This is a genomic window from Stenotrophomonas sp. TWI700 (assembly GCF_039673645.1).
Lineage (GTDB): Bacteria > Pseudomonadota > Gammaproteobacteria > Xanthomonadales > Xanthomonadaceae > Stenotrophomonas > Stenotrophomonas maltophilia_AA.
In genome coordinates, this window is sequence record NZ_JBDJMB010000019.1 from 40119 (window position 1) to 54415 (window position 14297).

The 14297-nt window shown below is 68.9% G+C and carries 9 protein-coding genes; 2 read left to right on the top strand and 7 right to left on the bottom strand.

Features of this window, described 5'->3' with window-relative positions; genetic code table 11:
- Positions 1-3: 3 nt before the first annotated feature.
- The 6 genes from ABE473_RS13730 to pilG all read right to left on the bottom strand — a co-directional run bounded on the left by ABE473_RS13730 (position 4) and on the right by pilG (position 11438).
- On the bottom strand, positions 4-1344 hold the full coding sequence (locus ABE473_RS13730; protein WP_346489850.1) for a chemotaxis protein CheB: 1341 nt from the start codon (positions 1342-1344) through the stop codon (positions 4-6).
- Positions 1310-7951: an Hpt domain-containing protein gene (locus ABE473_RS13735; protein WP_346489851.1), complete on the bottom strand. Its 6642-nt coding sequence runs from the start codon at positions 7949-7951 to the stop codon at positions 1310-1312. The genes ABE473_RS13730 and ABE473_RS13735 overlap by 35 nt, the downstream gene beginning before the upstream one ends.
- 94 nt (positions 7952-8045) lie before the next feature.
- Positions 8046-10082, bottom strand: a complete 2037-nt coding sequence (locus ABE473_RS13740; protein WP_346489852.1) for a methyl-accepting chemotaxis protein — start codon at positions 10080-10082, stop codon at positions 8046-8048.
- Between the two features lie 43 nt (positions 10083-10125).
- Positions 10126-10656 (bottom strand): chemotaxis protein CheW, encoded by a 531-nt coding sequence (locus ABE473_RS13745; RefSeq protein ID WP_088432919.1) that lies wholly within the window; start codon positions 10654-10656, stop codon positions 10126-10128.
- Complete coding sequence (locus ABE473_RS13750; RefSeq protein WP_123730426.1) at positions 10656-11018, bottom strand: response regulator; 363 nt, start codon at positions 11016-11018, stop codon at positions 10656-10658. Before ABE473_RS13750 ends, ABE473_RS13745 begins: the two co-directional genes overlap by 1 nt.
- 18 nt (positions 11019-11036) lie before the next feature.
- The gene (gene pilG, locus ABE473_RS13755; RefSeq protein WP_121039045.1) at positions 11037-11438 is read right to left on the bottom strand and encodes a twitching motility response regulator PilG; all 402 of its coding nucleotides are present in this window, start codon (positions 11436-11438) and stop codon (positions 11037-11039) included.
- A gap of 246 nt (positions 11439-11684) precedes the next feature.
- Here pilG and gshB point away from each other — a divergent pair, with 246 nt between their 5' ends.
- The gene (gene gshB / locus ABE473_RS13760; protein ID WP_346489853.1) at positions 11685-12635 is read left to right on the top strand and encodes a glutathione synthase; all 951 of its coding nucleotides are present in this window, start codon (positions 11685-11687) and stop codon (positions 12633-12635) included.
- On the top strand, positions 12632-13519 hold the full coding sequence (locus tag ABE473_RS13765; RefSeq protein WP_346489854.1) for an energy transducer TonB: 888 nt from the start codon (positions 12632-12634) through the stop codon (positions 13517-13519). The genes gshB and ABE473_RS13765 overlap by 4 nt, the downstream gene beginning before the upstream one ends.
- Positions 13520-13582: 63 nt before the next feature.
- Here the strand turns inward: ABE473_RS13765 and tsaB are convergent, their stop codons facing one another.
- Positions 13583-14293 (bottom strand): tRNA (adenosine(37)-N6)-threonylcarbamoyltransferase complex dimerization subunit type 1 TsaB, encoded by a 711-nt coding sequence (gene tsaB, locus ABE473_RS13770; RefSeq protein ID WP_346489855.1) that lies wholly within the window; start codon positions 14291-14293, stop codon positions 13583-13585.
- Positions 14294-14297 lie beyond the last annotated feature (4 nt).

A 14297-nucleotide genomic window follows, 5' to 3' on the forward strand; every position in this document is an offset into this window, starting at 1 on the left:
CGCTTACGCGTCCACGCCCCAGCGTTCGGCGATGGTGGCCGCGAGCTGCGGCGGTTCACCGGCATCCTGCCCGGCGACCACCACCGCACTGGCGGCGGTCGGGTCGTAGCAGCCTTCACCCACCTGGCCGGCGACCCACGCACCGGCCGCCGCCAGCGCAAGGACCGCATCGACCTGGGCGGCGTCCGCACCACTGAGCAGGACCACGCCACTGTGCAGGGCCGGCAATGCCGCGATCTGGATGCCGGCCGGGTCAGCGATGAAGTGCAGACTGCCCTGGCGCACGGCGATGCCGATGTCGTCGGGCAGGATATAGGCCTGCCCCGCCGCCACGGCCTGGGCATCCTCGGCCAGCAGTACCGGCAACGCGGAAACGCGTGCCATCTGCTTGACCAGATTGCCGTAACGGCCACCGTCCAGGCGCATATGCACCAGGACCGCGGTCGTCAGCGTCGCGGGCAGCGCGGCCAGGAGGCGGCGCAGCGCATCCGGCCCACCGATACCGGCCAACACCAGCACCGCGCCGGGACAGCCACCGTCGGGACCGGCCTCGGGTTCAAGCTCGACAAGTGACAGACGCTCGGTGTCGAAACGCTCCGGCTCCAGCGCCGGCCCGCTGGCCGACGATGCGGTGGCGACGACGGCATCCTCCTCGACCAGCGACCAGCGGCTGTGATCGCCGATCGACACGGCAGCCGCAGCCGGCGGCGCCGAGGCAGGGATCGGTGGAATCGGTGCGGCGACCGGATCGGCGTCCACGGGCTGCAGCGCGGCCAATGCCTCTTCCAGCGAGACCGGCTCGCTCAGCTCCGCCGGCACCTGGTACAGGCCATCGGCGGGCACGTCGGACGCCGCATCTTCCGCTTCGCGCAGGTGGAACTCCAGCGGCGCGTCGGCGTGCAGCTGCGCCGGAGTGACCGGCAGGCCCGGTTCGGGCTGCAGTTGCTGATCCTGTTCCGAGCCCGGCGGCAGCACGTCCTGGTGACCGTGCAGCTTGGCCACCAGATGCCGCGCCCAGCGCTGCGCTTCCCAGCCGTCGCGGCGGGCGGCCAGCTCGGCTTCGTCGAAGATCAGGGTCAGCGAAGGCGAGCCCAGGACCGGATCCAGCCGTTCCAGTGCGTCTTCGATCGCCGGTTCCAGGGCGATCAGTACCGCGCCCGGATCGGCATCGCGCAGGGACTGCAGGTCGAGCGTGTTGGGATCGTCCTCCAGCACTACGCGCGCGCCGGCATGGGCGAGCGCCTCGCGCAGGCGGTCGCGCGCCGGCCCGGGGCGGGCCAGCAGGGCCACCGACAACAACGTAGGAGCGTCACTCGCGTGCACGGGCGATCCCCAGCAGGTCATACACGTTACGCATCAGATCCAGTTCCTGGTAAGGCTTGCCCAGGTAGCGCTGGACACCGAGTTCGAAGGCCCGTTGACGGTGCTTGTCACCGCTGCGCGAGGTGATCATCACGATCGGCACGCCCTGGTAGCGCGGATCGGCGCGCATGACGCTGGCCAACTCGTAGCCGTCCATGCGCGGCATTTCGATATCCAGCAGCATCAGGTCCGGCACGCGCTCCTCCAGCCGCTCCAGCGCTTCGATGCCGTCGCGGGCGACCGTCACCTCGAAGTTGTGGCGCTCCAGGATGCGGCCGGTGACCTTGCGCATGGTCAGCGAATCGTCGACCACCATCACCAGCGGTACATCGCGATCGCTGACCTTGGCGGCGGCGGTGATCGGCTTGTGCGGGTTGGCCAGGTAACGGCGCACCAGCGGGGCGACGTCCAGGATCACCACCACGCGGCCATCGCCGGTGATGGTCGCGCCGTAGATGCCGGGCACCGAGGCGATCTGCAGGCCGACCGGTTTGACCACGATTTCGCGGTTGCCCAGCACCTGGTCGATCGCCACGGCCACGCGCAGGTCGCCGGCGCGGACCAGCAGCAACGGCACCTGGGCCTGGCCTTCGGCGCGGGCCTGGGCCTGGCCGATCAGCGTGCCCAGATCGTGCAGCGCGAATTCCTCGCCACCGTAGTGGTAGCCGCCGTTGGCAGTTTCGAAGCGCTCGCGCGAGATCCGGCCGATACCACTGACCGAGGCGACCGGCACCGCGAAGGTGGTTTCGCCGATCTGCACGAACACGGCCTGGGTGACTGCCAGCGTCTGCGGCAGGCGCAGGGTGAAGGTGACGCCCTGGCCGCTGACCGAGTGGATGTCCACCGAGCCGCCCAGCTGGCGCACTTCGTTGTGCACCACGTCCATGCCCACGCCGCGGCCAGCCAGCTGGCTGACCTGGTCGGCGGTGCTGAAGCCGGGCGAGAAGATCATCGCATCCAGCTCGGCATCGCCCAGCACGGCATCGGCGGCGATCAGGCCACGCTGTTCGGCGCGGCGACGGATCGCCGCGCGATCCAGCCCGGCGCCATCGTCGGCCACTTCCAGCACGATTTCCGAGCCTTCGCGGCGCAGGCGGATGGCGATTTCGCCCTCTTCCGGCTTGCCGGCGGCACGACGCTGTTCCGGGGTTTCCAGACCGTGCGCCACCGAGTTGCGCAGCATGTGTTCCAGCGGCGCGACCATGCGGTCGAGCACGTTGCGGTCCAGTTCGCCGTGGGTACCTTCGAGGATGACGTGGACCTGCTTGCCGGTGTCCTGGCCGGCCTGGCGCACGACCCGGCGCAGGCGCGGCACGAGGCCATCGAACGGCACCATGCGCGCGCGCATCAGGCCGTCCTGCAGTTCCGAACTGACGCGCGACTGCTGTTGCAGGAGCACGTCGTACTGGCGCGACAGATCGTCCAGCACGCCCTGCAGGCCGCCCAAGTCAGCCGCGGACTCGTTCAGCGCGCGGCTGAGCTGCTGCAGCGTGGAGAAGCGGTCCAGTTCCAGCGGATCGAACTTGTGGTCGACCTGTTCCTGCTCGCGCTGGTAACGGGCCACGATCTGCGCTTCGGTTTCCAGGTCCAGTCGGCGCAGCTGATCGCGCAGACGGGCATTGGTGCGGTCCAGTTCGCCCATGGCGCCGCGGAAGGCACCGAGCTGCTGTTCCAGGCGCGAGCGGTAGATCGCCACTTCACCGGCGTGATTGACCAGGCGGTCGAGCAGATCGGCGCGCACGCGCACCTGTTCCTGCTGCGGCCGCGGCAGACCATCGTCTTCGCTGACGGTTTCCAGTGGCACCGGCGCCGACAGCGGCGCCGCCACCAGCGCGGCAATCGCCGCTTCGACCTGGGCATCACCGGACGGCAGCGCGGTGCCCACGGTCTCCTCCGGCTCGGGCACGGCCCGACCCTGGGTGCGCTGCTCGAACGCCGCGATCAGGTCGTCCGGCATCGCCACGGTGCGGTGCTGGCCGGTACGGGTCAGCAGCTGGTGCAGGCGATCGAAGCCGCGTTCCAGCAGGTGCACGTCGCTGCGGTCGATATCGGTCCGGTTGGCCGCAACGGCCTCCAGCAGCGACTCGATGCCGTGGCCCAGGTCGCCGATCGGGTTGATCCCGGCCATGCGCGCACCGCCCTTGAGGGTGTGCAGATCCCGCTGCAGGCCGGCGATCACGTCGCGGTCCTGCGGCGCGGCGCGCAGCTCGCTGATCAGGCCATCGCAGTGGTCGAGCAGGTCCTTGCCCTCCTCCACGAAGATATCGACCAGTTCCTGGTCCAGCTGGGTGAAATCGAGCGCGTCGCCTGGCACTGCGTCGTCGTTGTCGTTGTCGTTGTCGATGACATCGCCGGCGGGGGCGTCGTCGTGCGCGCACGCCTGGGTGAGAGACGCGGCAGGCGCGTCTTCCAGCTCGAAGAAGCGGGACGGGGCGGCGTCAGCGGTCGACGCGTCGGGCGCGTCGGATGCGGTGGCCTCGATCGCCTCGGCGAACGCATCGGCTTCGCCGGTGTTGTCGTCGGTGGCGTCCAGACCCAGCACGCCGTTATCGGAGGCATCCGGCGCATCGACGACGGTCAGACCATCGTCCACGGCCTGCTGCGCGTCCACCACCTCGCCAAACGCCGGTGGCGGCGGCAGGACCTCGTCCAGTGCCTGTGCGTCCTCGTCGTCGTCCTGCCCGGTGTCGCTCCAGCTGTCGTTGGCGGCGTCGTTCACGGAGACCGCGTAGGCGCTGTCCGGTTCACGGACAGTATCGGTGTCGGTGTCGGTGCTGGTGTTGGTGTCAGTCCCGAACTCGGCCTCGCGCGTTGCTTCAGCTTCAGCTTCAGCTTCGGCTTCGGCTTGGACTTCGACTTCGACTTCGACTTCGACTTCAGCTTCGGCTTCGGCTTCGGCTTCGGTATAGGACACGACCGGTGCAGCCGGTTCTGCGAGATGATCGAAGTAGCGCGAGAGATCCTCGGCGGAGGTCAGCTCGACCGACTCCAGACCCGCATGGACCGACGCCAGATCGGCGTCTTCGGCCTCGTCAGTCACCGCATCCAGCGTCTGCGGCGCGTCGCCCGCACGCACTGCGTCGGGCAGTTCGGCGTCGAAATAGGCTGACAGGTCATCGGTGCCGGTCAGCTCCATGGCGACCAGGGCATCCTCGTCGTCAGCCTGCGTCGCCGAATGATCCGGCGCGATCACGCTCAGGCCGTCGGCCTCGAGTTCGGCCTGCTGCACATCGGTCCCGGCGGCATCGTCCGCGGTGGCCAGGACGGGCGCAGCATCGTCCGTTGCGATGGCTGCGTCCGCTGCGTCCGCTTCGACTGCTTCGACCGCTTCGTCGGTTTCGACAGCCTGTTCGGCCTGCTCGGCTTCGTCAGCCCGTTCGGCCCGCTCGGCTTCGTCAGCCTGTTCGGCATCCGCCCCTTCGGCGTACAGCGCGTCGTCGAGCAGGTCCAGATCGTCCTCGACCAAGGCCGGCCAGCGCGCTTCAGGCAGGGTATCCGCCAGGGCGACCAGGCGGGCAGCCAGGGCGTTCTGCACGGGCACGCGCGGTGCCTCGTCCTGCAGCGCCGCCATCGTGGTGGTGATCGCGGCACAGGTGTCGGCCAGCGCAGCCATCCCGGCCGCACCCGGCAGCGCATCGGCGGCCAGCGAGCGCTTGATGTAGCTTTCCGCGGCGCCGGTGACAGCCGTGATCTCGGGCACGTCGGTCATCGCGAACGCGCCATTCATCGTGTGCACGGCGCGCAGCAGGCCATCGGTAACCGGCTGCGGGCCATCGGCGGCTGCATCCAGCCACGCCTGCAGCGTCGCCTGGTGCACCTCGACCTCGGCTTCCAGGATCTCGCGCAGGACGCTGTCGATATTGGCGGGGGTGCCCTCGTCCGGCGTCGACACCGCGACCGCGGCAGCGCGCGGCAACGGCACATGGAAGGTTTCTTCGCCCGCGGACACGCGATCGGCGATGCCCTGCATGGCCTGCAGATCGGCGGTGACACGGCTGCCATCGCGCAGCGCGGCATTGAGCTGCGGCAGCACGTCATAGGCCTGGCCGACCAGCGCGACCACGGCCGGCGAGGCCGGGCGGCTGCCGTCGAGCACGCGGTTGAGCATGCCCTCGATCTTCCAGCTGAACTCACCCAGCGTGCGCGCACCGACCAGACGACCACTGCCCTTCAGGGTGTGGAACACGCGGCGGATCGGGCGCAGGCGGTCCAGGTTGTCCGGCGCGATGCGCCAGGCCGGGAGCAGATTGCCCAGGTTCACCAGTTCTTCGTCGAACTCTTCGATGAAGACCTCGCGGATGTCCTGGTCGATGTTCTCGCCATCGTCTTCGAAACCGGCCTCGATGCTGGTGTCTCCGGCAAGCGTGGCAACCGGCGGGGCGACCGCCGCAGCTGCGTTCACTGGGCCATCGATCGGCGCACCTTCCGGGCGGAACTGCGCGGCCGCCGCATCCAGTTCGGCCAGGAAACGGGTGGAGGCGTCGTCCAGTTCGATACGGCGGATCACCGCGTCCTGCACGGCAGGCGTCGGCAACGTCGTCTCGACGGCGTCGGGGGCAGCGTCGAGATCCGTGGCAGACGTGCTGCGCGGTGCATCGGCGCTGTCTTCCGCCGCGGCGACCGGAATCTCCTGCAGGAAAGTCGGCAGTGCTTCGACATCCACCTCGCCCTGCGCGAAGGCAGCGGAATATCCGCCATCGGCAGGGGCCGCATCGGTGTCGTCGATCTGCAGCGACAGCACATCGTCGGCGTTGTGCAGATCCTCATCGAAGGTGAATTCGATCGGCTCGTCGCTCAGCGCCAGGATGTCGTGCTCGGCGGCGACCGGATCGAATCCGTCGCCCGTCGCCACGAAGGCCGGCAGCGCCTCGGACGCGCGTGCGTCGTCGACGTCGGCACGTTCCGGTGGCGTCACGGCGGCATCATCCCGCGCAGCGTCTTCCCCTGCGCTATCGTCCTGCGGGGCGGACACCAGCGGCGACACGTCCCAGCTGGCACCAGCCGGTGCCTCGGCAATGACCGGATCGAAATGGGCAAAGGTCGGCAGCGTCTCCACGTCGTCGCCGCCCGCCAGGGTCCACTGCGGTGCATCGGCGGCGACGGGGGCGGTGGAGGCATCGAACACCAGCGCCACCGGCGGCGGCGTCACCGGCGCGGCGACCGTCGGCGGCGGATCGAAGGTGAAGTCCGGCAGCGGCGGCGGCAGGTTGGCCGGGCGCGGAACTTCGGCCGTCACGCCAAGCGCGATCGGCTCGGGCGCAGGTGCGTCCCACGGCGTCAGCTCGATGGGTTCCGGCGCGACCGGCAGCGATTCCGGACCGGTCTCGGCACTCGGCTGGCTCGCGTCCGGCAGCGGCCAGTAACGCAGGGTTTCCAGGCTGCTGCGGGTGATGTCGAGAATCTCCTCGCGCCCCGGCCGGCGCTCGCGCAGCGCCTCGAGGTAGTACTCCAGGCTGGCCATGGCATCGGCCAGCGTGTCCAGCTGGCGACCGCTCGGCACGCGCTGCTTGTCCAGCAGTTCCACCGCGATGTACTGGCGCACGCCCTGCAGGTAATCGGCCGGCTCCGACAGATTGAGCATGCGCAGCGCACCGGCAACCTCGCCGAGCAGGCGCGGGACTTCCTGCAGTTCCTGGTGGTTCCAGTTGGTTTCGATGAAGGCGACGAAATGCTCGCGCGCGGCGGCGAAGTTGGCGATGGCTTCATGCGCCAGCACCTCCACCGTGCGCCGGTTTTCCACCGCGCTGGGATCGTCTTCGCCACTGCCGCCGGCGCCCAGGTGGGCGACCTGGTCGTCCAGCGAGGCATCCACGTAGAGCAGTGCACCGGCGATGTCCAGCAGCAGGCTCTCGTCGATCTGCTGCTGCCCGTCCACCACCTCGCGCAGTGCGTCGCGCTGCTGCACGACCACGCCGCGGGCCACGCCCAGGCCCATCATGCCCAGGGTATCGGCGACCGCGCCCAGCTCGTTGACCTGGGTCTGCAGCTGCACCGGCTCGCCACCGGTACGCAGGTGCAGGTCCAGCGCGTCCTTGATCCGCAGCAGCTCTTCCTTGACCGCGTTGCCCACGGTATCCAGCAGTTCGCGGTTGCGTCCGCTCAGGCTGCCGCGCGCATGGTCCAGCTCGGCTTCGGTGGCGCTGGCGCTGTCCGGGGCGAAGGCGAACAGCACGCTTTCATTGATGCCCGGCAGGGCGCGCGCCGAACGGATGTCATTCAGCAGCGGCAGCAGCACGATCGGAATGTCCCGATGGCCGTTCTGCAGGCGCTCCAGGTAGTCGGGCAGCAGCACGCTGCCGCGCATCAGCGTGGCGCAGGCTTCGTCACGGTCCGGCACTTCGCCGGCACCGATCGCGTTGGCCAGCTGCTCCAGCTCCTCGGCCACCATCGCCGGGGCGTACAGCTCGACCATGCGCAGGGTCCCCTGCACCTGGTGCAGGTAGCCGGCGCAGAAGCGCATGCGGCTGCCATCGGCAGGGTCTTCCACGTAGTACTCGACCTCGTTGCGCACCTGGCGCAGGGTCTCGTCCAGCTCCGGCTTGACCCAGCCCAGCGCAGCGTGGCTCATGGCATCGCGCAGCGTGCTCATGCCAGGTCTCCCGGCAGCTCGGCGCACATGGCGTGCGGTGATTTCTCGCGATGCATCATCTGCTTGTTCCTTCCCTCTCCGCCCTGCCCGCGGCTCACGCCGGCAGCTTGAAGTCGGCAACCGAGCGGCGCAGGTCGGCCGCCAGCTGTGCCAGGTGGCCGATCGACTCGGCGGTCTGTCCCGCGCCCTGCGAGGTCTGGCCGGTAATCTGACGGATTACGCCCATGGTGCGGGTGATGTCCGATGCCGCGGCCGACTGCTGCTGGGCAGCGATCGAGATGTTCTTGATGAGGTTGTTCAGTGCGTTGGAGACGCGCTCGATTTCGGTCAGGGCGGTACCGGCGTCTTCGGCCAGGCGCGCACCGGAGACCACTTCGGCGGTGGTCTGCTCCATCGAGCTGACCGCTTCATTGGTATCGGCCTGGATGGCCTGCACCAGGTTCTCGATCCGTCGGGTCGCACCGGACGTGCGTTCTGCCAGGCGCTGCACTTCGTCGGCCACCACGGCGAAACCGCGGCCGGCCTCACCGGCCGATGCCGCCTGCACCGCGGCGTTCAACGCCAGGATGTTGGTCTGCTCGGAAATGTCGTTGATCAGTTCCACGATCGAGCCGATTTCCTGCGAGGACTCGCCCAGCCGCTTGATGCGCTTGGAGGTTTCCTGGATCTGGTCGCGGATCTGGTCCATGCCCTGGATCGTCTCGCGGACCACGCCGGCGCCTTCGGCGGCGATGATCACCGAGCGCTGCGCCACCTCGGCCGACTCGGCCGAGTTGCGCGACACCTGCTCGATGCTCGAGGCGATTTCGCCGATCCGGTCCGACGCGGAGGTGATCTGGTTGGCCTGGTGGCCGGCCGCTTCGGCCAGCTGCATGGCGGTGGCCTGGGTTTCCTGGGTCGACACGGCGACCTTGGCCGAGGTGTCGTTGATCGTGGTCACCAGGTGGCGCAGTTCGTCCACGGCGTAGTTGATGGCGTCGGCGATGGCGCCGGTCATGTCCTCGGTCACCGAGGCCTTCACCGTCAGGTCGCCCTCACCCAGCGAGCTGATTTCATCCAGCAGCCGCATGATGGCCTGCTGGTTGCGGCTGTTGAACTCGACCTGGGTCTGGTAACGCAGCTCCTGCTCGCGCGAGCGGCTGCGCACGGTGCTGCCGACGAAGCCGACGATGGCGATCAGCGAGAACGCGCCGGACACCACGCCCAGCCAGAAATTCGGGAACAGGCGGGTGTCGCGCAGCGAGCCGAACGAGGAAAACGCCTCGAAGAGCTTCTTGCTGTCGCGGAGCATGTCCGCCGAGCCACCGGTCAGGGCCGCGGCCGAGGACTGCGCCGAGAACAGCTGGCGGGAGCTGGCCAGGATCGCATCGGCGTCCTGCTTCATCGTGTCCCACTGCTTCTGCGACTGTTCCAGCGCGGCCAGCGCCGGGCCGTTGCGGACCGCGGCGATGCCCAGTTCCTCGTTGCCGTTGCGCAGCGCGTCGAGCACCTGCGTGAACACCACCGAGTCGCGTGCCAGCGCATCACCCGCGGCCGCGGCATTGGCGCCACCGGCGCGCATTTCGGTCACGCGGCGGGCCATCGAGCCGACCACCACGACCTGCTGCAGGGCGTTGTAGAGCTGCGAAGACGGCGCGCCACTGGCCGACATCGCCCGGACCACTTCGTTCAGCTGTGCCTGCAGTGCGGGCACGCCGTTGACGAAGTTGTTGGCATTGCCGGCGAGCGCCAGCACCGCCGGTTCGCTGGCAACCAGCTGGCCGGCGCTCTTGCCGAGCGGCTCCCAGGTCTTGATCAGCGCATTGAGCGGGCCGGACACGTTCGTCTCGGCGCCGTAGCGGCCCTGCAGGGCGCTGACGGTGCTTTCGATGTCGCTCTTGGTCAGCTTGAACGCGGTGAAGGCCTGGGCATTACCCGAGACCGCCTCACGGCCCTGGTTGGCCAGCTGCTGCGAGAGCACCTGCAGGTTCGCGGCATCGGTGCTGGCACTGGCCAGGCGACTGCCCTGCCAGGTCGCCACGCCGGTGTTCACGCCGAACACGATCATCGACACGGCCAGCAGGCCGAGCCAGAAATTGGTGCCCACCGAACCGAACTTGCCGGCCTTGGCGGATTCCGAAGCAGTACTCATCGTTCAACCTCGATCTTCAATACGGAGAGACAGGCGCCTGCGGTCAGGCCGCGGCCTGCCTGAATTCGGGGGTACGCGACAGCAGCGACAGCGAGAACACGCCCCAGTCATGGCCATCGCCGTGGAAGGCGCGGTCGATGAAATGCGCATAGCGGCCGGTGGCCAGATCGCCTGCGACGATGTCCTGGTCCAGCTCGAAGCTGCGCTGGCCGAACAGTTCATCGATGGTCAGCGCCACGTCACCGCCGGCCTGGCGCATGATCAGCACGCGCTGGCCCTCCTGCTGCACGGTGCGCTCGCCTTCCAGGAAGAACTTCAGGTCCACCACCGGGAACAGGTTGCCGCGCAGGTTGCCGACGCCCAGCAGCCACGGCTGTGCGCCGGGCACCGGGGTGATCGGCGGCATCGGCACGATTTCCACCACCTCGCGGAAGTCCGAGACCAGCCGGCGCTTGCCCACCCGGTAGCCGACGCCACGCCAGAGGTCCTGCGAGAACTGCCGCTCGGGCAGCTGCACGGCATGGGCCAGGCTGCGTCGTTCGTAAGCCTGGAGGATGTCGAAAGGAGAGCGCATCAGACCACCAACTGGTTGATCCGCGCGATCAGTTCCTCCTCGCGCGGCGGCTTGACGATGTAGTCGGCCGCCCCCTGGCGCAGCCCCCACGCCTTGTCGGTTTCCATCGCCTTGGTGCTGACGATGACCACCGGGATGTGCTTGATGGCCGCGTCGCGCGCCATCGCGCGGGTGGCCTGGAAGCCACTCATGCCCGGCAGGACGACGTCCATCAGCACCAGCTGCGGCGACTGCTCGCGCACGAGCTTGAGCCCGTCCTCGGCGTTGTCCGCTTCCAGGACTTCATGACCGGCCTTGGTCAACCACTGCGTGAACACCGCACGGTCGGTCGGTGAATCCTCGATCAGTACGATTCGAGCCATTGTGCCTTTCCCCCCTGGTCAGGCGTTGACGTATGTGCGGATGGCACCCAGCAGTTCTTCACGCGTGAATGGCTTGGTCAGGTACTGCTCCGAGCCGACGATGCGGCCGCGCGCCTTGTCGAACAGGCCGTCCTTGGACGACAGCATGATCACCGGCGTCGACTTGAACAGCTGGTTGCCCTTGATCAGCGCACAGGTCTGATACCCGTCCAGCCGCGGCATCATGATGTCCACGAAGATGATCTGCGGCTGTTGGTCGGCGATCTTGGCCAAGGCCTCGAAACCATCGGTCGCAGTCACCACCTCGCAGCCTTCCCGCTTCAGCAGGGTTTCCGCAGTCCTGCGGATGGTCTTCGAATCATCGATGACCATCACGCGCAGCCCTGCGAGTTCCCCACCCGCAGCCATGTATTCAGTCATTACCTTTCCCCAAGCGCGCGACGCTTGCCAGATCCCCGGCGTCGCTGCGAAAGCGTATCTATATCCCAATACCGGCGCGCGCTTCAAGCAGACCCACCGCGGCCCCGCCGCCAGCGGCCCGGGCGGCGCCCGCCCCGCGCCGTTTGCGCAAACCCGGGCCGGCCGGACACTGCGTTCCGGCCCCCGGGGCGGGCATTGCCGGGCCTTTGTCGCTACCATCATCGGCCTGCCCGCCAGGTTGCGACCATGCCGTTGAATGTCATCGTGGTGATGGACCCCATCGCCCATATCAAGATTGCCAAGGACACCACCTTCGCGATGCTGCTGGAAGCCCAGCGCCGCGGCCATGCCCTGCACTACGTCAGCCCCGGCGGGCTGGCCCTGCGCGACGGCCAGGCCATCGCCCGCACCGCCCCGCTGCAGGTGCGCGAGGACAAGAACGACTGGTTCACCCTGGGCGAGTTCAGCCAGACGGTCTTCGGCCCCGGCCAGGTCGTGCTGATGCGCAAGGATCCGCCGGTCGATGCCGAATTCATCTACGACACCCACGTACTCAGCGTCGCCCAGCAGGCCGGTGCGATGGTGGTCAACGACCCGCAGGGCCTGCGCGACTACAACGAGAAGCTGGCTGCCCTGCTGTTCCCGCAGTGCTGCCCGCCGACCCTGGTCAGCCGCCGCAACGCCGACCTGAAGGCCTTCGTGCTCGAACACGGCCAGGCCGTGCTCAAGCCGCTGGACGGCATGGGCGGGCGCTCGATCTTCCGCAGCGGCACCGGCGACCCGAACCTCAACGTGATCGTGGAAACCCTGACCAACGGCGAGCGCACGCTGGCCCTGGCGCAGAAGTTCATCCCGGACATCACCGCCGGCGACAAGCGCATCCTGCTGGTCGATGGCGAGCCGGTCGACTACTGCCTGGCACGGATTCCGCAGGGCGATGAGTTCCGCGGCAACCTGGCCGCCGGTGGCCGCGGCGAAGGCCGCCCGCTGAGCGAGCGCGACCGCTGGATCGCCGCCCAGGTCGGGCCGGAAATGAAGCGCCGCGGCATGCGCTTCGTCGGCCTGGACGTGATCGGTGACTACCTGACCGAAGTCAACGTCACCAGCCCCACCTGCGTGCGCGAACTCGATGCCCAGTTCGGGTTGAACATCGCCGGCACCCTGTTCGACGCGATCGAGGCCGGCCTGCCGCGATGAGCGCCAGCGTCGTCCCGGTGCCGACGTGGCAGGCGCGCGAATCCCAGCGGCTGGGCGCGACCCTGACGCTGTCGGTGCTCGTGCATGCGCTGCTGATCCTCGGCGTCGGTTTCGCGGTCAGCGACAGCGCGCCGCTGGTGCCGACCCTGGATGTGATCTTCAGCCAGACCCAGACCCCGCTGACGCCCAAGCAGGCCGATTTCCTGGCCCAGGCCAACCAGCAGGGCGGTGGCGACCACGACAAGGCGCAGCGCCCGCGCGACAACCAGGCCGGGATCGTGCCGCAGGCGCAGGCCGGGCTGTCGCCGGTGCCGCAGCAGCGGCAGGAGGCCGCCAGCGTGCCGCCGCCGCAGACCCGCGTGGTCAACAGCCGCAACGGCACCGACACCATCGCCGAGGCGCAGCCACAGCCGCTGCCGGAGCAGCCCCGCCCGGACGCACCGATGACCGCGCGCGAGCAGCGCGACGTGGAGATGGCGCGGCTGGCGGCCGAAGTACATCTGCGTTCGGCGCAGTACGCCAAGCGCCCGAACCGCAAGTTCGTCTCGGCCAGCACCCGCGAATATGCCTACGCCAATTATCTGCGGGCGTGGGTCGACCGCGCCGAGCGGGTCGGCAATCTGAATTACCCCGATGAAGCCCGCGCCCGCCGGCTCGGCGGTCAGGTCGTGATCTCGGTCGGGGTGCGCCGCGATGGCACGGTGGAGAGCGCGCGCATCCTGCAGTCCAGCGGCACGCCGTTGCTGGATGAAACCGCGCTGCGGGTGATCACCCTGGCCCAGCCGTTCCCGCCGCTGCCCAGGACCGAGGATGCGATCGACATCCTGCAGGTGACCCGCACCTGGGTGTTCCTGCCGGGTGGTGAGCTGCGCGACGACCGCTGATCGGGCGGAGGGCGCAGGTAGAGTCACGCCATGCGTGGCTGGAGCGTTACCCGCTGACCTGTATCACGAGGCGGCCAGCTTTGCAGCCCGCGCGGCCTGCTGTTCCACCAGGGTCAGCGCCACGTTGTCGCGCAGATAGGCCGGCTCCACCCGCTCCGGCGCCATGCCCTCGCCGCGCCGGAACGCCGGTACCGCCAGCGCCAGCACATCGGAGGCTCGCGGCAGTGCCAGCGCATCCACGCCGGTCAGCTGATCGGCCAGCCGCGTGGCCAGTACGCCCTCGGCCGCGCCGAAGCCGGTGCCGACGCCGAACCAGCGCGTGCCATCGGGCAGCGCCACGGCATCCGGCGCACAGACGATTTCCTCGCCCTGCAGCTGCCACTGCCCGTCCACCCGGATGTGGCGCGCCGCGTACACCTCGCCCATCCGCGCATCGATGCTGGCCAACACGTGATCGGCCTCGGCCGGTGCGCGCAGTGCCAGCGCCTGCAGCGTGGAGACCGGGATCAACGGGCGATCCAGCGCGAGCGCGATGCCCTGCGCGATCGCGATCGCCAGCCGCACGCCGGTGAACGCGCCCGGGCCACGCCCCAGCGCGATCGCGTCCAGCTGCGAACGCGCCACGCCCGCCTCGGCCAGCAGCGCCTCGGCCCAGGGCAGACTCAGTTCGGCGTGGCGACGCGGAGCGATCTCGAAGCGCTCACTGACCTGCCCATCCACATACAGGGCAACGGAGCAGGCTTCGGTGGCGGTTTCAAAGGCGAGCAGTTTCATGGCG

What these genes read in the sequence shown, in the direction of transcription:
- ABE473_RS13730 (WP_346489850.1), bottom strand. Translation starts at nt 1,344, where the DNA reads ATGACCTGCTGGGGATCGCCCGTGCACGCGAGTGACGCTCCTACGTTG.
- ABE473_RS13735 (WP_346489851.1), bottom strand. Translation starts at nt 7,951, where the DNA reads ATGAGCACGCTGCGCGATGCCATGAGCCACGCTGCGCTGGGCTGGGTC.
- ABE473_RS13740 (WP_346489852.1), bottom strand. Translation starts at nt 10,082, where the DNA reads ATGAGTACTGCTTCGGAATCCGCCAAGGCCGGCAAGTTCGGTTCGGTG.
- ABE473_RS13745 (WP_088432919.1), bottom strand. Translation starts at nt 10,656, where the DNA reads ATGCGCTCTCCTTTCGACATCCTCCAGGCTTACGAACGACGCAGCCTG.
- ABE473_RS13750 (WP_123730426.1), bottom strand. Translation starts at nt 11,018, where the DNA reads ATGGCTCGAATCGTACTGATCGAGGATTCACCGACCGACCGTGCGGTG.
- pilG (WP_121039045.1), bottom strand. Translation starts at nt 11,438, where the DNA reads ATGACTGAATACATGGCTGCGGGTGGGGAACTCGCAGGGCTGCGCGTG.
- gshB (WP_346489853.1), top strand. Translation starts at nt 11,685, where the DNA reads ATGCCGTTGAATGTCATCGTGGTGATGGACCCCATCGCCCATATCAAG.
- ABE473_RS13765 (WP_346489854.1), top strand. Translation starts at nt 12,632, where the DNA reads ATGAGCGCCAGCGTCGTCCCGGTGCCGACGTGGCAGGCGCGCGAATCC.
- tsaB (WP_346489855.1), bottom strand. Translation starts at nt 14,293, where the DNA reads ATGAAACTGCTCGCCTTTGAAACCGCCACCGAAGCCTGCTCCGTTGCC.